Below are 21,316 nucleotides of genomic sequence, written 5' to 3' on the forward strand. Positions count from 1 at the left end.
GTCATTTTTCCCTCTCACGGATCAGCCACAAAACAAGGGGAAATGGCGGCCTTAAAACCTATCAACAAGCACAGACATCGATATGAGCACAATTTTTGACATCAAACAGCAGCTTAACACACAAGCAGGAGTGGTAGCCGAAATGCTTCTCCCACAAGGGCGCAGTCGAGGCAATGATTGGATTGTAGGCAACACACGTGGTGAGGTTGGTCAAAGTTTATCGGTGTGTTTGAGCGGTAGTAAAGCGGGTCTTTGGTATGATTTTGCAGAAGGCAGAGGAGGAGATCTGCTAGATCTTTGGTGTGAAGTTAAAGGGATGAGCCTTTCGCAAGCATTAGAAGAAGCCCGTGCCTTTCTCAATCTTACGCGTCCCAAACCTTTTATGGCACCTCATCGTTCCTATCGTCGTCCACCAGTTCCTCGATGCAGCACACCAGAAAATTTAGTCAAAACTTACCTCAACAAAGAACGCCGCATTCCCCTTGAGATTTTAAAGCGCTACCGCATAGGAGAAGATGGCGAAAAAATCATTTTTCCCTTTTATAAGCCCGATGGCACCCTTGCCTTGGTAAAAGAACGGCTAGCACAAGCAGGCGCCAAAACAAAACCAACAGCAGCCCAATGTGAACCGATTTTATTTGGCTGGCAAGCACTTTACCCCATAGACCAGGCGCTCCATAAAGACAGCCAAAATCCTATCCCACAGACAGACAGGCAAAGCCCTCCACCAGCAAGTCTCAACAATGTCACAGGCATGCCAGAGAGCCACACCACCACGCATGCCTCGGTCACCAATCACACTCCTAATACGGGCAGCCATCGCCAAAACCTTTTCTCTTCCACCAAGGACATGCCTTCTACAATACCTCACATGCCCACCATGCAAAGTTCTAAGCACGCACCAGCAAGTCTCAACAATGTCACAGGCATGCAAACAAAGAGAAGCCCCGCCCCTATCATCACAAGCAACGCTCCCACACCAACAAACCGCGATAGCTCACACTTACAGGAGAACTCCACCACCACGAGCGACATGGTTCCCACAGACAACGCGCACCACAAAGACAGCCAAGATCCTAACCCACAGGCAGACAGGCAAAGCCCTCCACCAACAAACCTCGAAAACCCCACAGGGGTGCATGAGAATACAAGCATCTCCGCCACGAGCCTCAACAATGTCACAGGCATGCCAGAGAGCCACACCACCACGGACAACGCCTCTCGCACCAACCACACTCCTAATACGGGCAGCCATCGCCAAAACCTTTTCTCTTCCACCAAGGACATGCCTTCTACAATACCTCACATGCCCACCATGCAAAGTTCTAAGCACGCACCAGCAAGTCTCAACAATGTCACAGGCATGCAAACAAAGAGAAGCCCCGCCCCTGTCATCACAAGCAACGCTCCCACACCAACAAACCGCGATAGCTCACACTTACAGGAGAACTCCACCACCACGAGCGACATGGTTCCCACAGACAACGCGCACCACAAAGACAGCCAAGATCCTAACCCACAGGCAGACAGGCAAAGCCCTCCACCAACAAACCTCGAAAACCCCACAGGGGTGCATGAGAATACAAGCATCTCCGCCACGAGCCTCAACAATGTCACAGGCATGCCAGAGAGCCACACCACCACGGACAACGCCTCTCGCACCAACCACACTCCTAATACGGGCAGCCATCGCCAAAACCTTTTCTCTTCCACCACGGGCGACACTGTTCCCACAAACCACGCGTTCCACACAGGCAGCCAAAATCCTAACCCACCAGCAGACACACAAAGCTCTCACCATTCTCCCACAAGCTTCAACACCTCTACAAGTGTACAGGATGACACAAACCACACCACCACAAGCTCTTCGCTCACAAAGCACATCTCCACCACTAGGGACGCCACCTGCGCCCCAGACAACGTCCTCACCTCTAACCCCTTGTCGCTAAACCAAGCTTTTTCTTCCAGCCATTGGAGCACCAATCAGCCCCCCGCCAATCAGACTCCGGCCAATAGGCCCCCTACCAATAGAACTCTTGTTATCACGGAAGGAGAAATTGATGCACTCTCGCTTGCCGCCTATGGATATCCGGCGGTCTCGGTACCGTTTGGAGGAGGAAGTGGAGGCAAACAAAACTGGATTGAAAATGAATTTGACCATTTAGAATCCTTTGAAACGATTTTTTTAGCCACCGATATGGATAAACCTGGTGAAGAAGCAGCCCATGAGATTGCCAGCAGGCTTGGACGTCACCGCTGCTACCGTGTACGCTTACCAGGCAAAGATGCCAATGAATGTCTCACCGCAGGGATTGATGCCGCCACCATAAGAGCAGCCTTTGCCGCGGCAAAAAGCTTTGCGCCAGAAGGTTTACGGCACGCCTCAGACTATAAAGAGCAAGTCATAGGGCTGTTTTGGCCAGAGCCCGAACAACATATTGGCTATACGCTTCCCTATCCGAAACTGAATGGCAAATTGCATTTTCGCCCAGCGGAATTAACGCTCTGGAGTGGTGCCAGTGGAGCAGGAAAAAGCCAATTGTTATCAGACTGTATTCCCCATTGGATTTCGCAAAACAGCCGTCTTTGTTTAGCCTCTCTAGAAATGAAAGGCGCACAATCTCTGCGTCGTTTAACCAAACAAACCGGCGGCTTAGAACAACCCACAAGAGAAATGATTGAACGCATTCTTCAATTTTTGGATGATGGGCTTATTCTTTATGAACATGTGGGCAAATCGAGCGTTGACACCTTGCTCGATGTCTTTGACTATTGCCGCGCGCGGTATGGGTGTGATCAATTTATCATCGACAGTCTGATGCGTCTTGGCATTGCCTCAGATGACTATGCCGGTCAAGAACAAGCGGTTTATAAAATGGTTGATTGGGCTGTTTTAAACAATGTACACATTCATCTGGTTGCCCATGCCCGCAAAGGGGGTCTCGATAAAGAGATCCCTGGCACAGAAGATATCAAAGGCGCCTCAGAAATTGGTGCCAATGCTTTTAACATTATCACCATTTGGCGTAATCGCTCCTTAGAAGACAAAATTTTTGCTTCCTCGCTCACACAAGAAAAAACGGATTTAGAAAAACGCCCTAGCGTTATTATGAATATTGCCAAACAACGTTCGGGTGACTTTGAAGGCAAAATAGGCCTCTGGTTTGATAAAAAAACCTATCGCTATCGCTGTTCTTGTGAACACCCTGCAACGCCACGGCGTTATCTGGAGCGCCCTCCCACTCTCTTAAAAAACACCTCGCCCATCACAAGAACACACCTTTCCCCCTGATAAAGAAAAGGAGAAAAAAATCCATTGAGACTGCTCAACACCATCATATTCGAGCACCACAGCCAACTCCACCCAAAGTGCTCGGTTCCTGCAGCAACAAACACCAAGGCACATCCCCAAATGCAACCAACCAGCAGACAATTCAAAAGCCACAACGACCTCTGCAAGATGGAATCATCACCCTCCCTCATCAGCAAAGCCACGAGCAATTCCAACAAAAGAGCAAACACCAATCCTGTCAGTAATATCCCCCTCATGATACCAATATGCATGACTCCTTCAAAAGCAAACAGAAGGATAACACCGGAAAAGCAACACAATGCCAGCACCTTTACGAACATCTCCCAAGGGTCAGGCAGACTCTTTATGCCAAGATGCAGCAAACCAAGGACAATGCCAAACAAGCAGGAAAATGTCGCCCCCTTCCACAATAACTCTGCGCTTACATCTCCACTGCCCACGCCGGCGGAAAGAAAACCAAAGTAGGTGGCAAAAAGGCCATAAATCACTACCCACCGCCAAAACAACATCCACCCTGTCACTTTGCGGTGCGCAGCCACCCTATAAAGAACAGGTAGGCAAACAACCAAAAGGCAAAAGAGCAGCAAAAACGGCAAAAACCACGAACTCTGTAGCATCAAGCCCCCCATAGCAATATCATCAAAGAGAACGTTCACCATGCAGCAAAATTCTCATCTCTTCAAGGAGAAAATCACCGTGCTATCAACGCAGACAGCTGCTACCTCTCAAAGCGAAAAGCACTCTCCATAAGCCACAGGATAACGCTGACAATGGAGCAAAATACCGCCTAGCGCACGGATGCCACACACACCACAAGAAAACACCGTGCTCCCTCATAAAGAAAAAGGGAAAGAAATCCACAAATGCAGTAAAATACCCAATCCTTTGAAAACCACAGCCACGCGAAGCTCTTACTCTTCGCTGCCACAACAGCACAACCCCAAAAGACCCCAACAATGTTGCAAAACGCCAAGAGTTTCAAAAGAGAGACACCATCCCCCCTCCACATACCAAGCTTCCATATAAGCCAAGCCAAGGACATCTCCGATACGACAAGAAGCGATATTGCCTTCAAATACCTCCGCCACATAAACTCCTTACTTTTCACTCCCACAAGAGCAAGTCCTAAAATGACTCCAGTAATGCAAAGAAAGGCTATTGCCTTCACCCCCCCACGCCCCCCATATTCCTCGCGCTCACAGTAAAAAACAGCACGCTTGTTCCACAACAGCAAAACGACAGCACAAACTCCGCAAGCCAAGACAAGCTCTGCATGAGCCCCTTACCTTTCTCCCGTATCAGCAAAACTAAAAGCAATTTCAACAAGAGAGCAAACACCAACCCCTTCCAGAATATTGCATCTAATAGAGCAATATTTCTGACTCCCACAAAAGCAAGCAGAAGGAAAACGCCCAACATGCAGCAAAACACCACTGCTTTCACGAAGCTTCCCCAGAGAGCAGGCATACTCTTCACACCCGCATACAGCAAACCAAGGACAATGCCAAACAAGCAGGAAAAGGCCCCCCTTTCCACAACAACTCTGCGCTCATACCTTCTCTTTGCACACCAGCGAAAAGAAAACCGAAGAAGGCAACAAGAATGCCATACGATATCATCCACCATCAAAACATCCACGCTGACACTTTGCACCGCGCAGCCACCCTATAAAGAAAAGCCAGGCAAACACCCCAAAAGCAAAAGAGCAGCAAAAACGGCAAAAACCACGAGCTCTGTAGCATCAAGCCGCCCACAGCAATATTATCCAAGAGAACGTTCACCATGCAGAAAAATTCTCATCTCTTCAAGGAGAAAATCACCGTGCTATCAACGCAGACAGCAGCTACCTCTCAAAGCGAAAAGCACTCTCCATAAGCCACAGGATAACACGGACAATGGAGCAAAACACCGCCTAGCGCAAGAATGCCTCACCCACCACAAGAAGGCACCTTGCTCCTTCATAAAGAGGAAAAATGGTCAATCCACAAATGCAGTAAAAGCACTTCACTCTCGAGATCTAAAGCCACCCCTTAATAAGACGCCTTATTCCTATATAAACAGAACCACAGACAAGGCCAAAAAGGACACTAAACAGCCACGGATTTGAAAACCAAAGCCAAGTTAAACCGAAATACTTGGCTCCCTCGTAAACAAACTGAAAGACAGCGACACTCATGGAAGAAAACATCGCAATCTTCAACAATCTTTTCCTTCTAGCCCCCAAATCTCTCATAAAGAGAACCAAACGCAATCCCCATAAAGCAGAACAACATCACCCACTCCCCAAACCCCAAATAATGCGACATCAATATTCTCCCATAACAGCCCCCCCCCACAGCAACAAACCAAAGAGTTTACAATGCAGCAGAAATCCCATCTCTTCAAGCAAAAAAAAACCCCTCGGAACACGCGCACTGCTCCCGCACACTTTCGCACAACCGCTATATGCCTGTGCACATTCCTACATACACCCTGCCCCCCACACAAACCTGCGTTTACCCCCCTTGGGATAAACTTATGACAGCACCACAGCCACCCCCTTAGCAAATTCTCTCAGGCAAAAGAGCGGAAACGGATCCCTCGACAAGCATACAGCAGCACAATTCCACTGCTTTACATAAAAGAAGCAAAGAAATCATTTTTGAGGAGATGACATGAACCATCAAGATAAGAGAAAAAACCACACACCAACTTTTGCTCCCGCCCCTCATAGTGAAGAACAACCGCACATTGGTCACTTAAAAACAAAAGAAATCGTGGTTGAAACGAACAATCCTTATTTTCAGCCCCATCATCGGGAAAGCTCGAGCAATCCGCGCACCATCAAAGCCCTTGCCAATGCAAGAAGCCATCCCATTGCCCTTTTATATGCGAAAGGGCATCTGAGCAAAGCACAATATCAAGCAGCAGAACGCTTTTATGTTTATTGGCGCCAAAGTCAGGGCGACCACCATATGAGCCTTGACTACACACGTGAAAAAGTAGCCTGTAGCCAAGGTTATACACATCCCATTGAACGCCAAATAGAAGCCTCTAATCATCTAAAAACCATCAAAGTCAAGCTTGGTATTTTGGGCTACTCACTTATCGAACGCGTTGTAGGTTATGGTCAAGCGATTAAAGAGTTAAGCGCCTCTAAACGCAAACAAAACTCTCTTGCCGACCATTTGCGAGATTGTCTAGACTTGTTAGCATTTCATTGGGGATATGCAAATCGCACATGTTCAGACACCTTCCCCTTTCAATAAGAATGGCAAAACACCATCCCCCTATCCCACGAACTCCTCTCCACCCTATGAGCGCAGCCACCCGACATACCCTCTTCCACACCTCACGTCCCCGAAACGCACAGCCAAAGCCATGTGACGATATTTAAAGAGCAACATATTCTGAGCAATTGATAAGCAGACATTAGTGCAATGATTTTAGAAGATTTGAGCGAACAGCAAATCTGATAACAAGAAAAGAAATTTCGCAGTTATCAACATGCCAAAAGCGACAAAAACACCCTCTCCTGACACGTACCAGTACGAACACCTCCCACCAACACCATCAGCAACACCCGCTGGTAGTTCCCCCAACGATAGCTCTCAACAACCACAACTCTCACCAAACATCACGCCACCAATAACAAACCTTATGCTTATCACTTTGGCAAAACCACATGTCTTTCAAGCAAACAAAGAAAAATGCCCCACACCACTCTATGCAGAGCTTTTTACCCCCCAACCTCCCCACTCATAGGCAGGCTACCCCCGCACTCTCACCAACACACAAACAACAACAATCAATAGCCGATTGCGCAAAAAACACCCCTTACTGACATTCACCTCATAAAAAAACTTTCATTGGAAATAGTCCTCGTTGAAATGTTTACACTGTTATAAAAATTGGCCGTTTGATAAGATCTTTATCTAATTCTTTGATCTATTTAGAGTTTCATCTATCAAAGACATTGCATTATTCTTACCATTTGCCTCATGCATAAGCACATTTTCAGAGCCATTCTTCTCGTTGCAATTTTCTGTTTACAAAGAATAAAAGACCTCTTCCATCACAAGAGTATATTACCTACAACACTTTAAAACACTATTTATAGACTGCGTTTTGAATAAAGTGGCCATATTTAAAAACATAGTATTGCATAATATGGAAACAAAATAACAGTTAATGAACTCTTTTAATACTGTGCAATATTTCATTATGTTTACTTTTATGCACGCTTCGCCTTACAAGCCAGTCGTTAGATATAAACCTGCTTTTGAAACAAAATTAAGAAGAGATCAAATAGCAATAAAATATGCCCCTCATCTACCAAAACCGGCTTATAACTATAGATTTTTATGTTTCTTTTACAATTAGAGGGACCTTATTATCCCATTATTTTAAATATTAAAGACGCAAAATCGACGGCCATAGAAAACACAATAACCAATCAAGATAAGATACAAAAACATAAATTGTCTTGACTATCTTATTTACTCACGAATATATTTAAGGCTTATGGGGTGCATTTCAAACCTCAAAGAATGGACCCCACATCTGAAGATGCATTCCAAACCTCAAAGAATGCATCCAAATCTCACGGGGTGCACCTAACCCTCAAAACGGTGCACCCCGCCCCTCAAGGTGCATTCCAACCCTCAAAGAATGCACCAAATCCTACAGGGGTGCATCCCAACCCTCAATAAGAATGCACCCCGCCCCTCAAGATGCATTCCAACCCTCAAAGAATGCATCCAAATCTCACGGGGCGCACCTTGCCCTCAATAACGGTGCACCCCGCCCCTCAAGGTGCATTCCAACCCTCAAAGAATGCACCAAATCCTACAGGGGTGCATCCCAACCCTCAATAAGAATGCACCCCCCTTTTAGGATGCATCCAACCCTCAAAGAATGCACCCAATCGTGCAGAGTGTACCCCACAACCCTCAATAGGGATGCACTCTGCTCCTCATAGGATGTGTCTAGCTTTCATGGGTCTTCCCTCTTTCCCATAATGCAAAACAGAAATTTGCTAACAGCTATTTTTGACACTTCATCATATGAGTTCGTGGCCTAAAACCCTCAAACCCTCCTTTATAAAACAGAGTTTGAAAGAATTGATTAAGGCAATTAAGGGTAAATTTTGTCAATTTCTGGGCAAACTTTATTCTTTTTTATGAATATTGAATTTTTACTGTATTCATTTAAAATTAATTTATGTATAATACATTTTGTATTTATTTATAAACAAATAAATATAGGAGAAAAATTATGAGTATCAGATATTTTTTCATAGCAAGCGCAGTAACAAGTGGTTTAGCTCTCGCAATTCAACAATCTGATCGTACAGAAAATACAAAACCCTCTCCTATTGTTGCTCCTTATACTGTTGAGAAAACGCGTTTACAGCTTCTTGAACAAGTAAGTAGTACATCGGATACATCGAATATACTTCTTAATGAAAGTAAGAAGATATCAAAATACAAAGCGATAGAAAATATTTATGAACAAGGTATAAATTTATTACATGCAATTATTTCATTTATAAACTCTATTATAGATTATCGGATAAAAATGTTTTTGATTGAAAAATATATAAATGTATAGATAAAACTTTTCTAAAGTATAGTAATAATAAATTGTTATATATTATAAATTAAAAGAGTATAAAGGCTCCATTTTTATTGGAGCTTTTTTTTATTTTTATTTTATTAAAAATGCTGCTGCTTTATTATTATGATATTAATCTATAATTAATGCTATTTTTATTCTTAAAAATCTCCTACTTTATCATCAAAAGCAATCATTTTTGTCTTCCCGGCAATCTGCCATAGGATTGATTTTTTTGAGAGCATTCTGCTTGCTCATAGAGTTGTATGGTTCGCTTGGAATGCTCGACAAAGATGGAGCAAAAGCTTGGCAGAGTTTTACGGGGGCGGCACAAAAGGACACGAGTGTCTTTTTCTGCTCTCACGATTTCATCGAATTTTGCTCCTTTACCCTGAAAGGGATAGAGACAAAGTGATGAGAGACAGAGGTACCTCTTCTAGGCATAAATGTGTTTTATCGTTCTCAAAGCCGATATTTTAATACCACTGACAAAAAGTGATTCGTTTTTTCAGTCACCGCAACAGATGACGCACAATTTTCCACTTATCATGCCATTTTAAGGCAATACGCATTCCCGATACATCCCCCATTGCCATCAGAGCAACCAAACCACAAGAGAGAGTGACAGCAGTAAAATTGAGAGAAGATTGTTGATATTTGACCATGAAGAAGCTTCCTAAGCTTAAAGAAGCTTGTACAGGGTGAAAAGTTTGATCGGTTACAAATCAAGACCGCTGTTTTTTATTTTCCTCTAACCATTTTTTGGCATGCCAGATCACCAAGGAATGGCTCCAAGCATTCTCGTTTAAAGAGATATTTTTATGTTATGTTTTTGGTGATAAAAAATCACTCCAATTTCTTATCTTAAGATGTTTTCATCCTAAAAACAGCAAAGCAGCAGTCTCTGCGAGGATAAAGCCTTCTTTACACGCATCATCCCGAAAGTGAATTTGTGAGGGGCGGAAATTCATGAGCATCATTTTACGGGTTATAAGAACATGCCCATAACTAAACGCAGTAAACGTGCGTCCTATAACAAATCAACAAAGCGGCATCAATGCCCTCACCAACAGCAAGATGCGGTTGGCAATCTGAGAGCCCCCCCAGCAAAGACCACAAAGAAGAAAGAGAGGTGCACTTGGCATCAAGCATTTTGCTTATATTCCAAGACCCATCAAGCTTGCTTTTTAAAAGCCTATAGTGATTGTTTTTTTTCCTGAAAAAACTTTGAGAAATTGCCGATTGCTTAACAGAGGTCTCTTTTTTTCTCCCCAAGGAGTTATGCGCCCTAATCAATGCTTATATCCATAATGGCGATTTCACCATTTTTAATGTAGACAATGTCGGGGGCAATGTTTCCTTCTAGCAGCTTTACACATGATTGGTTCATCACTGACAGGACATTCTTGTTCTGTTAATTCTTATTTTTTGTCTCAACGACTTTTCTATGAAAAACTTTTTTATGTCACAAATTTGGATCTCTATCTCTCTAGCCGGCTCTCTTTCTCCACGCTCTAAGCACACCCCATGTTTTTTTTCATGCACGCTATCCCACACATAACATTGATCACACACACATACAGATAAAAAATCGCGCTTCCTTGAGGGATCTTATCTCCCATAACACAGCATTCTTTTATGCCCCCTGTTTCATTTTCCTTTAACATTATAGTAAACAGCTGCTTGAAGAGAGAATGATAGAGCGCCACAATTTCTACACTGAATAATACAGCAAGAAGTGCCCCTCACTAAGAGAGGTAGGATATAAACATTGCAATTTCCCGAAGCGTTTTTTCTCCCTACCATCTCTTTATGAATTGTCTTCTTGTTGTTTAGTTAATTTTGCCAATTTTTGCATATTTTATTTTAAGAAATACCCCAAAATCGCATAGAGTATCAAAATAACCGGTATCAAGGCAAGAACGCACACCATGAGGACTTCCAGTCCAATAAAGACAGAAAAAAGAGTATAATCCTCCCACACGGTTAACTGCCATTTGGCGAGGTTTGGTATAGAAAGAGCCATTTTACCCAGCACAATGGTGATACAGATGCAGAAGATGATTTTATAATCCTTCCCAGAAAGAAATGCCCCTTCAAAAGGAAAAGAACCAAGCTCTTTATCACGCCTTCCATTTTTTTCATTGGTCCTCCCTATTCTCATGAGAGCTTATATTTCAAGTCTAGCATACTCCAAACACGCCCCATGTTGTTTCACACACGCCACCCCAGCACCTAACGTTACAGCTATAGAAATGCAAAAGACGCATAAAGGTTGTTCTAAAACATCAAGAAACACGAAACAAACCTTTTGCTTTGAGATCTTATCTCTCTTGCTCTATACCCCAAGCACGCCGCATGCTGTTTCATACACGCCACCCAGCCCATAACATTGATCATACACACATACAGATAAAAAAATCCCTGTTTTGAGGGATCTTATCTCCCATAACACAGCGACTTCGTCGGCTCTTTTATTGCTTTGTTGCATTGTTCTATAACCTCAAAGTAGATCGCCGCTTTAAGAGAGAATAAGAAAACACCACCATCGCTATACGGAACAAAACAGCAAGAATAATCTCGCACTTAACCCCATAATACATTGCCCATCATAAGCATAAGTTTTGCAATTTCTATAAGCATTTTTTTCTTCCCTTTTTTTTATGAATTGCCCTGTTTTATGAATTACCTTGTTGCTTGGTGAGTTCTTCCAATTTATCGATCTTTTTTCTTCATCTAAGAAGGTAATATTGCCCACGATATCAAAACAACAGGGTCTGTAAGACAAACACATAGCAAAATAAACAGCATAGTATAGGCTTTAAACCTGTCATGTTTGACAAAGAATTGATTTATAATGATAATCTAGCGTTATTCATATTGAGTGAGAACAGCGAATAACGTAAGATTCTCTCATTTCAAATCTGTTTATGTTGCATCAATCAAAATCACTTTTTTGCATGTCACAAGCGGGGCCGGCGTGTGGGTAAAAACTGTATAGGAAAGGAGTAAAAATGGTCCTTATGAACCGTCTTAATGCAAGATCTGTCGCAACATTGGGGGCTGGCAAATATAATGATGGTGCCGGCTTGCTTCTTCATAAGCGTAAAGATGGGGGTGCTCAATGGCTTTATCGCTATACCATTCACAGTCGGCGTCGCGAAATGGGCTTGGGTGCCTTGAGAGATGTTTCTTTAAAACAAGCTCGCGAATGTGCAAATCAATGGCGTGCTGTTTTACGTGAGGGTCGTGACCCCATTAAAGAACGTGAGAAACAAAAGCGTGAAGCAATAAGCAATCTCCATTATTTAAAAGATATTGCTTTAGAGACTTTTGAAAGCCGTAAAGCTGAATTAAAAGGTGATGGTAAAGATGGGCGTTGGTTTTCGCCTTTACAACTTCATATTCTCCCTAAATTAGGTTGCCTCCCTGTTTCAGAGATTACACAAACAGAGATACGCAACGCGCTTTCCTCTATTTGGCATTCAAAAGCTGCAACAGCTAATAGGGCTCTTATTCGTCTCAATATGTGTCTCAAACATGCGGCTGCCTTAGGATTGGATGTTGATTTACAAGCAACAACAAAAGCGCGTGCTCTCTTAGGAAAACAACGCCATAAAGCACAAAATTTTCCAGCCATGGATTGGAAAGAGGTCCCTGCTTTTTATAAAACGCTTTGTCAAAAAACAGCTATAACACAAAACTGGCATTGCGCTTGCTTATCCTTACAGGGGTTCGTACGCATCCTTTGCGTCATATTTGTGAAGATCAAATTGAAGATGATGTCTGGACAATTCCTGCTTACAAGATGATGAGCGTTACAATCCATCTCCTATACAAAGGTTCTATAAACATGCACTTTGAAAACCATAATGATGAGAGATATGAAGAAGATGCGAAGATAATCTTTTCGTAAAAAGATGAGCCATTTTTGTATAAAGTGAAACATTCTTCTGAAGAAAGCGCTAAATTTTGCTTTTTGATTTCACTATTTTGCAGATCATCAAAACGCCACTGCTGTTTTTTCATCATGCTTTTATATTGTTTAAGCTGTGCATAGAACTTGAAACGTTTAAGAACAGAATAATAAAGGGCGACACTAATCATATTGAGTAAAATAGCCAATACCACAATTGTAAGCACTGTGAAAAAAGGCAGGGATAACAAGAGCAAGAGCGCTAGAGCCCATGAGGCTTTATGTCTTCACTGATTTATCTTGTGACTCATTTGTTTGCTTTAACTTCTGCGTTTTTTTCAATTTACGCTCTCTAATACTGTGGATCCCGCAAAGAAGAGGTAAAGACGTGAGAAGACAAAGCCAGATCAAAATGGGAAGCAGAAAAATCACATGCCCCATACCATCCCATTTTCCCCATTGCAAAAATTCTGTCAAAGACTTTGCACATGCAGGAGCTTCTAGGGCCATCATAATAAAAAATGTGCAAAACATGATAAGAAAGTTGTCTGAGAGCATTTTCCTCTTTTGCCATGAAAAACTGCTCCATTTTCTCAATTGAAAAGCGGGTATTTTTTTCCCAAATACCTCGTTCTCCTCTGTCTTGTTCATTTTGTTCTAAAATTCCCTCTTGTTGCATTTTATATAAAGCAGCTTGCTGTTTTTCTCAACAACAGATTGCTTTAAACACTGTTTATATCCATAAATTTGAGTTCCCCATCCTTGATATAAAGGATATCGTAGCAATAAATTTTGCCATCGACCTCACAAAGTGCTTCCTCTTCGCAGACAATAAAGCCTTGCGCTCTTAGTTGTTGTTTTTTCTCTGCTTTCTTATTTCTTGTCAACGAATTTTTGATGCTAAGCTTTCTTATTTCTTGTACACCAGCGGACCACCAGCTTTAAAATATTGGTAGCTGATCCCTGTCTCTTCTAGAAACAATTCTACTGCGACCTGTTCAAGTAAATTATCATTGAGTTGCTTAAGCCTTGCCACTTCTTGCGCTAACACCATAGCAGATTCAAGATGAATTTTTTTGACCGAAGCATCAAAAGTTTTTTCCTGCAGGGCAAGTTGATCACCTTCTGGAAAGCTTTTTCTGAAAAAGGGCAAAGTTTCCACATTTCCAAGCAAAGCAAGAATGTCCAAATGCCGCAAATCATAAGACAGCAATTTGTCTTCACCCTTGAGAAAAAATAACCTGTCCCTTTCCCACGGGGACGTACTCTATTGAGAACGCAACTTTTCTTGAAGGTCAACAGTCTCCATCGCTCTTTCTAAAGCTGTCTCAAGCACGCGCTTTAAGCGCCCCACAGGAGACACTTTTCTGCAAAAATTTTCAGCCCTTATGACCTCAAAATTCACTTTTCGATCTGATAAGTTGCAAAATTGTTGAAAAACTCGACAACACCAGCAAAAATACCATTCGCAATCAAAAAACGCCTCAAATTGCTGATAATTTTTGCTCATTTCATTCTATGAAAAAATCTGTACTTCACAAGTCCGCTAACAACAAGTTGGCAAACACTCTTCTTTTTCCACTGACCACAAGCTTTTTCAACAGTACTGTGGGTTTTGCCCTTTCACAAACCTTTTCTTTTTAAAGGCGCGTATTTTTTATAGCACGCAGTGTAGGGCATGAAGTATGGAGCATAGATTTGTCTGTTTGATCTCGTGAGAAAAGCATAAAAAGTGGGTAGAGTGTTTAGACCGCTGTAGGGGGAAATATTGCTGCAACAGAAATGTTGCGTAAAACAGTAAGAAGAGTTTTTGTGGGTTATGAGAGTGAAGTTTTACTATCAGAATGCCACTGCACGCGATCCATCGGCGCTAACGTTCTCTTTAAAAACACACAGATCATGACAACCAGCTTCAAAAAACAGCCTCACCAATAAAGTACTCGCGAAAGGGTTGCGTGCACAACGCAATAATGACACACTGATCCCACAAGCATGCTTCACATATTGTACGCGCAGCCTATAGGGATTCTGCCTCTCCTAAATACTCAAACGGAATGCTACTGGGTTGTACAGTTACCACAGTTACACCCTTAAACACCGGTTCCACCCCTATCAATAATGCTTGACAAAAGCATCATGCCATCATAGCAACCTCTAGGGGTTCCACAACATCGTTCTCCAAACTGTTTCCGCATTGCCAAGCTAACAGTTTTCTTGTCTCACTTACGCCCATGAGACCCTCACTCTCCTCTTTTTAAATCGTAAAACAAAATGATTTCCCATCAGCAATAAACCATCTACTCAAAGTCCAGCCAGCTTAAACTCATCGCATTCTAAACCTTTAGGCTCGCTCTTCCCCCAAGGGGGCATCGTCAGATATATCACTTCCCTCACCTATTCACGCGCTAGGAAAAAAAATCTGAAACTATGAGACAACACTGCATTTGTATGCAGCGCTGTTGTTATGAATAAGCTTCTCTTGAGAGAGTTCTGATAGGAAGAACCCACAGCTAATGGTATAGGGATTCATTTGGATTCTTTCGAAACGCTCTATATAAATTTAATGTTCCACCCCAAAACACACCATCAGTAAACCCACTTAAAATACCAAAAAGAAGATTAAAATCAAATACATATTTCAAATCAGGTTTAACATGGAGAAAAACAATCAATGTGAATTTGATGACAAAAGCAATAAGAATAAACATCAGTGTCAACGGCGTACCAAGCCGAATAATGAAATCCGTTCCCTCTTTGATTTTTAAACGCGCAGTAGCACGCCAGAGCAACCAGCCAACGCCAACGCCGATCATCAGTCCCCCCAACATTGCGATTGCTCTCCAGAGCGGAAACGCCAGCTCTTTAATCATCACATCGCTTGCGCCTAAAAAAAAGAAAGACCACCGGCAAGAGAAAAAGGCGGTTAACCTTCATTTCCCTATCTTTCAATGCGATTATTTCCCTCGCAATGAGAAAAATAAGCAAAATCCAAGCCCATAAAGGGGTTCCGGTCAGAATGTTAAACAATGACATATTATGCTCCATGGTGTTTCACGCGATAAAAATATTGCATGATGAGAGGAAGATATTTCGAAAAAAGCATACCAGCAAAAATGAAACCCATAGTGACCAACCAAAGCTGAAAGGTCCATGCAAAAAAAGCCACGAGAAGACCATTGGCAAAAAAGACGATGATCCAAATCCACGTAATATATTTATTGATCAGATAAAAGAGGATATGTTTGCGTTTATCTTCAGAAATACCAGCAGGCGCATAAAAAATGATAAAGAGTTTCTTTACCAGCAAGCTCATCAATGAAACCAGAGCAAGTGACAGATAGCAAAAAACTGTGGGGTAGTTCAGTAAAAGTGTAGACCATCCAGTGAAATCATTAACAAACAGAACAATAACTGTCAGAATGTTCGTAATCATCACCGGTTCTCCCTGTCGGATAATTTTAATATTCAGAGCAATAATCAACAATAAACGCACCGTTAAGATAAGAGAGCGTTCGACCAGAGTTAAAACATTTCCATTGATAATCTAGGAGTGAAGACTCCACGGAATAAAAGAGATTATTATGTTAAACATGGTGCATCCTTCTTTTTATATTTGATAGAAAACTGACCGCAAATCCTTCGTTTTTTAGTTTCCGTATGAATATAAAAACGCCATCTGGTTCACACTCTGTATCCTGTTTAATGGTCAACTGATAGGTATCTCTCGGATAAACTGCTTTAATGAACTTTACTTTTTTCAGCGCAACAGATGCGATATTTTTCGCCCCACACGAAAAAGGCTCCCTTTTATCTTTCCTTGATGCCAAGGTGTAATGATATTCGTTTTTCTTCACTAGATTTCTTCTTCCAGTTCCTGAATGATTTTCTTGCAACACATGCGTCACAACAACACGCAGCAGAAAAATAGTTGGTAAGAAGAAAAGAGCACCAGCCAAAATCCATGCCACTCGAAGAGAGCAAAGGAAAGAAAATCCTCTCCACACATAACCTAGTATATAAAGCCAAGCACGATCAAAATAGTCACCATAAGTGGAGAGATATATTCTTTTATAATCCTGTCCTGACAAAATCAGCGTCCTTTCCAACGAAGAAGCAATCTCTTGATCACCCCCTAGCTTTATATGATTTTTCCTTTTTTGCACACCGCTTTAGCAATCCGTCACCTTGCAGCACTTTTTGAATTCTCCTGTTGCTTTGCACGACAATTTCACACACAAAATAAAGCCATAAAAGCATAATGCCGTTTACTTGAGCGTACAGAATAAGGCTTCTCAAACAGTAAGATCATCTCATAAGCCGATAAGAAGAACTTGCCTTCTACAAACAATTCCTTTTTTCTATTGGGTTACTTCTTGTCATTTCTGGCTGTTTTTTCCACTGAAACTCTTGTAGAATGTACAAAAGCGTAACGATAGCTAAGAAGATCAGAAAACCTATCCAAAACAAAACGGGCGGGAAAGAAACACCACGTCCTTCATATCCAAAAAAAACCGCCATTTTTCCAAGGAAGCAACAAGATCAGCAACTTTAGAGAGAGGCATTTGAGGGATCATAATGATCAAAGAAATATCGCCTATGATAACAGCACGCCTCTTATGTTACACTCTTTTTATACTCTTTTCTTGAAAGAACCAGCATGCCTACAAATGATAAAACAGCACCTTGATTAAAGCTTCAATCCTACTCCACCTTATCTTTCCTATTTTTCCTTTCTTCCTCATGCTGCATCACGTTCTTGCAGCACTCTTTTCAGTTCTCTTTTGGCTTTACAATACAACCGCGCACGCTTGATAAACATGTAATAAAGGAGCAAAATTGGCAAAGCAATGGAAAGGCTAACGATCACCCAACATAGACCAGAGAGAACTGTTAATGTTATAAAACTAGCGGTCATTGTTTTCCCCTATAGCATCCTGCGCACGAAGCGCTTCATCTCGTTGTACAATTTCTTCTTCCAATTGTTGAATTGTCTTTCTCAATTTTCCACTCAACTTGACAAAGAATAGCGCAATGATCGGGCTCAATAACAAAGCACAAACCCATATGATACTCACCAGCATCATGCTAAAATAACTTACATCATTCTTCCACCATTCCCAGCCTTTTATAGCAAGGAAGGTCTGTAGGATCACATAGAGAAAACAGAAGAAAAAGATAACTTTAAACTCTCTTGGCCAGAGCATCATGGATTCTTTAAAAGAAAGCAGGCGCGCTTTTGCCTCAAACACTGTATTCTGTTTTTGCATTCCCTTCTTATCACTGCGTGATTTCTGTAATGCATCCTTTTCTTGTATGATGTTCTTTCTCAATTCCTGAGACAGTTTACAATGCAATCTGAGATATTTGACCAAAAAGTAAGGAACTCTGATGATGACCATCAGCAAGAGAATGCCTATGATGATCAGTCCTAACACACCGAAATATTTTATAAAAATATCCACTTTTTTCCCCTATCGCATTGTGTGAAGATGTTGTGTTACACTCTCTTCAAGCAAATTTTTCCAATTTTTTTACCGTTCTTTTCACGCCACAATGGAGGAGAGCGTGAAGTATCAAAACCACCGGCAAGAAGAAGACAATACATGCCCAGCTTAAAAGCGACCCTTGGAATACAAACGCGATGACTTTGGACAAAACAGGGGCCTTGGCTGCCAAACCTGCCAAAAAAATTGCAGATCTTGGATAAAAAGCACCAAAAATCGCTAAACACACGAAAGGGATCAACATGATCAAAACAACACAACAGATAATTTTATACTCTCTTCTTGACAAAGCCAGAGATTCTTTAAAGGCCACAGGACTGAACTTTGCTTCAAAAATTGAGTTTTGGACCCTGCTATGTTTCTCATAAAGGCCCAATTTTTGCAGTGCAGCTTTTTTAAGTTTTCGCCACATGCAAAACAACAAGCCTGTGCGTTTAACAAAAGAATAATAAATGACAAAAACCGTCATAAGAGTAAAAATAAAAATCATAATGTATGCTGCCCAAATGAGCACATGCGTAAAGATTGCAAATAGTATGATCCATAGTGAAAAAATAATCACTTTTCCCCCCTATCCATCGCATAATTGGTATTTTGCAATTCTAATGATTTTTCCCATTGTTGGATCATTTCTTTTATCTCACGCTTCAACGCAGCACGGAAGATAAACAAGAGCGGAAAGAATCCGAAAAAAAATACAAAGATCGCTATTGGTATACAACATAGAAAAGACCAAACGCCATTCCATCCAGCAGCCCACCATAATTCTATAAAATGCTTTTGTAGAAGAGCGCTCGTTTCAAAAAACTGTTTTCCAACATTTTTCTGCCCCATGGCTCGAAGACTTTCCTGAGCCATCGCTTCAAACTGCTCCTTGGAGAACACATGAAAATATTCTAGAGGATTGATATAGGCCATAGCGGCCAAGAACAGTAAGAAGATCACAGTCAAGCAAAAGATAATGACATAATCTTTAGTGGAGAGAGCCAAGGCTTTTTTGAAAGAAAAAAGCTTTGATGCTTTATCAAAAGCTTTCCCCGACACAACAGCCACCTCCCTATGAAGAGACCCGTGTTGTGGTTTGTCTATGCTCATGCAAATACCCCCCATTCCTGAAATGTTTGACAACACGCACTAACGTGAGGGATATATTTAAAGCTTTTTTTACAATTGTGCAAGCTCTCTCATGTTTTTATCAGCACGCTTTTTGTTCTTTCTCCCCACAAAGAGAAAATTTCATCCCTTGATAAAAACAACAAAGCAAAATCAAAACAATATTCCACAAATTCCCATGAAAAAGCCAATGCCTCACCATCCCTTTGATTTTGTTGCTTCTTTCTCGTGAAAAAATTTTTTCAGTGAAAGCCCCGATAAAATCTACAAATGTAGAATATACAAAAGCATAACGATAGGCAAAAAAACGAGATAACATGATCACAACAAAACGAGCAGGAGCAACATCACCTACCCCATGACCACGCAGCCACCATTTTTGCCAAGGAAGCAACAAGATTAGAAACTTTAGAGAGCGAGGCATTGCAAAGCGTATAATGAGCAGAGACATATTCTGTATGACAAAAAAGTCACATTTTCCTCCCTCTATATGCTCTATGAAGTAATCGGGGCACATTCTTCGGGTGATTTCTCGCATTGTGGGAGCATTTCTTGCAATTCACCCTTCAACATAAAATAGAAGACAAAAATGATGGGAAAGAGGATTTGAGCAATTCCAAACAGCATTTGCGGGATAAGACAGATAAAATTCCAAACACTACCCCACCCAGCTCTGTTCCATAATTCTCTCCTATAGATTTCATCCCATGAAATTTGTCCCAAGAATAAATCTTTCAGATTTTCCAGAAAGGTACCATGAAAATTTTTCTGAACCATTGCCGTGAACTGTTCTTCAGACAATCCATGAAAGCATTTCATAAAATTGCTGTATACCACAACCACCATTATGAAAGACAGAACGCCGATGATGAGATAATCTTTGATTGACAGAGCTGAAGTTTTTTTTTAAGAAAAATTTGATTTCTTATCTAAAGCCCCCTGTGAGACAACAGCTCCATCAATACGAACAAGCACCGGTTGTGGCCCATATGGTGATTTATCTATATGCATCTCCCCCACTCCTTCAATGTTTGATAGCACGCATCAATGTGAAGCATTCATTTAAAGCTTTTCGCAAGGTTGCGCAAACTCTCTCTTTGATGATATTTTCCAGTTCCCCCTTGCCAAGAAACCATTTCATCCCTTTGATAACAGCCTCACACACAAGAAGAATATAAAACGAAAAAGAGCAGAATAAAGCAATATCCATGCACGTCTCTAATGGAAAAAGCAAAATAAACAAGAGCTAAATGACCGATCACTTTTCCCCTCTTCCATTTCATAGAGCAGATGCTAAACTTTCTTCAAACCAATAGTGATCTCATATTTTTTGTAAATATTGCTCTGTAGGAGAGAATGTTTTGTGGACTTCATTATTTGATAAATTATTTTATTTTTTGTCAGATCATTTTTTAATGGCAAAATATTTTTTCAACAAACCAAACCAGATAAAGGGCTGCTACAAAGAAGAAAAGCCATGATCAAGAACATAGACTAAGAGCGCTTCCACCGCACGAAAATAACAGGGATGTCACACTTTTCACATTTGCCACACTGCTCTTTCTTTAAGGCCAATGCACCTTTCCCATTTTTGCTCCCTTAAATCCCATAAGAAGGAATGTCAAAACGGCTATCCATGCCAAGGGAAACACACGTGATGCGAGAAACCACACAAACATCATGAAAATTGATAAGATAATTTTGCTTTAGCAGCAGCGAGCTTCTTTTCAATTCACAAACAGGACCGCAATTCACAAACAGGACCGCAATTCACAAACAGGACCGCAATTCACAAACAGGACCGCAATTCACAAACAGGACCGCAATTCACAAACAGGACCGCAATTCACAAACAGGACCGCAATTCACAAACAG

At 41.6% G+C, this 21,316-nt stretch carries 20 protein-coding genes and 1 pseudogene; 5 read left to right on the top strand and 16 right to left on the bottom strand.

What is annotated here, in order from left to right; genetic code table 11:
- Window positions 1–82 precede the first annotated feature (82 nt).
- Complete coding sequence (locus ABD917_RS05960) at window positions 83–3,292, top strand: toprim domain-containing protein (RefSeq protein ID WP_345119193.1); 3,210 nt, start codon at window positions 83–85, stop codon at window positions 3,290–3,292.
- Here the strand turns inward: ABD917_RS05960 and ABD917_RS05965 are convergent.
- The 3 genes from ABD917_RS05965 to ABD917_RS05975 form a co-directional block, all read right to left on the bottom strand.
- A complete protein-coding gene (locus tag ABD917_RS05965) occupies window positions 3,223–3,972 on the bottom strand; it encodes a hypothetical protein (RefSeq protein ID WP_345119194.1) in 750 nt (249 codons plus the stop codon). The genes ABD917_RS05960 and ABD917_RS05965 overlap by 70 nt on opposite strands.
- Window positions 3,973–4,100: 128 nt before the next feature.
- The gene (locus ABD917_RS05970) at window positions 4,101–4,574 is read right to left on the bottom strand and encodes a hypothetical protein (protein WP_345119195.1); all 474 of its coding nucleotides are present in this window, start codon (window positions 4,572–4,574) and stop codon (window positions 4,101–4,103) included.
- 756 nt (window positions 4,575–5,330) lie between these two features.
- A complete protein-coding gene (locus ABD917_RS05975) occupies window positions 5,331–5,513 on the bottom strand; it encodes a hypothetical protein (protein ID WP_345119196.1) in 183 nt (60 codons plus the stop codon).
- A 454-nt stretch (window positions 5,514–5,967) separates the two neighbouring features.
- Here ABD917_RS05975 and ABD917_RS05980 point away from each other — a divergent pair, with 454 nt between their 5' ends.
- The 3 genes from ABD917_RS05980 (at window position 5,968) to ABD917_RS05990 (ending at window position 8,905) form a co-directional block, all read left to right on the top strand.
- Window positions 5,968–6,561 carry a hypothetical protein gene (locus ABD917_RS05980; RefSeq protein ID WP_345119197.1) on the top strand — a complete coding sequence of 198 codons (594 nt, stop codon included), beginning with the start codon at window positions 5,968–5,970 and terminating at the stop codon, window positions 6,559–6,561.
- Window positions 6,562–6,799: 238 nt separating this feature from the next.
- Window positions 6,800–7,057, top strand: coding sequence for a hypothetical protein (locus ABD917_RS05985; RefSeq protein ID WP_345119198.1), 258 nt, complete (start codon window positions 6,800–6,802; stop codon window positions 7,055–7,057).
- Window positions 7,058–8,569: 1,512 nt separating this feature from the next.
- On the top strand, window positions 8,570–8,905 hold the full coding sequence (locus ABD917_RS05990; protein ID WP_345119199.1) for a hypothetical protein: 336 nt from the start codon (window positions 8,570–8,572) through the stop codon (window positions 8,903–8,905).
- Window positions 8,906–9,420: 515 nt separating this feature from the next.
- On the opposite strand, the gene ABD917_RS05995 is transcribed toward ABD917_RS05990, so the two are convergent.
- Window positions 9,421–9,573, bottom strand: a complete 153-nt coding sequence (locus ABD917_RS05995) for a hypothetical protein (RefSeq protein WP_345119200.1) — start codon at window positions 9,571–9,573, stop codon at window positions 9,421–9,423.
- 1,196 nt (window positions 9,574–10,769) lie between these two features.
- Window positions 10,770–11,072, bottom strand: a complete 303-nt coding sequence (locus tag ABD917_RS06000) for a hypothetical protein (RefSeq protein WP_345119201.1) — start codon at window positions 11,070–11,072, stop codon at window positions 10,770–10,772.
- A gap of 850 nt (window positions 11,073–11,922) precedes the next feature.
- Between ABD917_RS06000 and ABD917_RS06005 the strand changes: the two are divergent.
- Window positions 11,923–12,719: pseudogene (locus ABD917_RS06005) on the top strand (tyrosine-type recombinase/integrase); the annotation flags it as partial.
- Between the two features lie 457 nt (window positions 12,720–13,176).
- Here ABD917_RS06005 and ABD917_RS06010 read toward each other — a convergent pair.
- The 11 genes from ABD917_RS06010 to ABD917_RS06060 form a co-directional block, all read right to left on the bottom strand.
- Window positions 13,177–13,503 (bottom strand): hypothetical protein, encoded by a 327-nt coding sequence (locus ABD917_RS06010; protein WP_345119202.1) that lies wholly within the window; start codon window positions 13,501–13,503, stop codon window positions 13,177–13,179.
- Window positions 13,504–13,734: 231 nt separating this feature from the next.
- Complete coding sequence (locus ABD917_RS06015) at window positions 13,735–14,037, bottom strand: hypothetical protein (RefSeq protein ID WP_345119203.1); 303 nt, start codon at window positions 14,035–14,037, stop codon at window positions 13,735–13,737.
- Window positions 14,038–15,334: 1,297 nt separating this feature from the next.
- A complete protein-coding gene (locus tag ABD917_RS06020; RefSeq protein WP_345119204.1) occupies window positions 15,335–15,694 on the bottom strand; it encodes a hypothetical protein in 360 nt (119 codons plus the stop codon).
- A 164-nt stretch (window positions 15,695–15,858) separates the two neighbouring features.
- Window positions 15,859–16,257: a hypothetical protein gene (locus ABD917_RS06025; RefSeq protein WP_345119205.1), complete on the bottom strand. Its 399-nt coding sequence runs from the start codon at window positions 16,255–16,257 to the stop codon at window positions 15,859–15,861.
- A 151-nt stretch (window positions 16,258–16,408) separates the two neighbouring features.
- Window positions 16,409–16,912, bottom strand: coding sequence for a hypothetical protein (locus ABD917_RS06030; protein ID WP_345119206.1), 504 nt, complete (start codon window positions 16,910–16,912; stop codon window positions 16,409–16,411).
- A gap of 650 nt (window positions 16,913–17,562) precedes the next feature.
- Window positions 17,563–17,739: a hypothetical protein gene (locus ABD917_RS06035; RefSeq protein WP_345119207.1), complete on the bottom strand. Its 177-nt coding sequence runs from the start codon at window positions 17,737–17,739 to the stop codon at window positions 17,563–17,565.
- The gene (locus ABD917_RS06040; RefSeq protein WP_345119208.1) at window positions 17,729–18,286 is read right to left on the bottom strand and encodes a hypothetical protein; all 558 of its coding nucleotides are present in this window, start codon (window positions 18,284–18,286) and stop codon (window positions 17,729–17,731) included. The genes ABD917_RS06035 and ABD917_RS06040 overlap by 11 nt, the downstream gene beginning before the upstream one ends.
- 46 nt (window positions 18,287–18,332) lie before the next feature.
- Entirely contained in the window at window positions 18,333–18,890 is a 558-nt protein-coding gene (locus tag ABD917_RS06045) for a hypothetical protein (RefSeq protein ID WP_345119209.1), read from the bottom strand.
- Window positions 18,887–19,423, bottom strand: a complete 537-nt coding sequence (locus ABD917_RS06050) for a hypothetical protein (RefSeq protein WP_345119210.1) — start codon at window positions 19,421–19,423, stop codon at window positions 18,887–18,889. The genes ABD917_RS06045 and ABD917_RS06050 overlap by 4 nt, the downstream gene beginning before the upstream one ends.
- Before the next feature lie 100 nt (window positions 19,424–19,523).
- Complete coding sequence (locus ABD917_RS06055; RefSeq protein ID WP_345119211.1) at window positions 19,524–19,838, bottom strand: hypothetical protein; 315 nt, start codon at window positions 19,836–19,838, stop codon at window positions 19,524–19,526.
- A 98-nt stretch (window positions 19,839–19,936) separates the two neighbouring features.
- On the bottom strand, window positions 19,937–20,260 hold the full coding sequence (locus tag ABD917_RS06060) for a hypothetical protein (RefSeq protein WP_345119212.1): 324 nt from the start codon (window positions 20,258–20,260) through the stop codon (window positions 19,937–19,939).
- Between the last annotated feature and the right edge of the window lie 1,056 nt (window positions 20,261–21,316).

Origin of the sequence: Bartonella pachyuromydis, from assembly GCF_039543065.1 — a bacterium.
Lineage (GTDB): Bacteria > Pseudomonadota > Alphaproteobacteria > Rhizobiales > Rhizobiaceae > Bartonella > Bartonella pachyuromydis.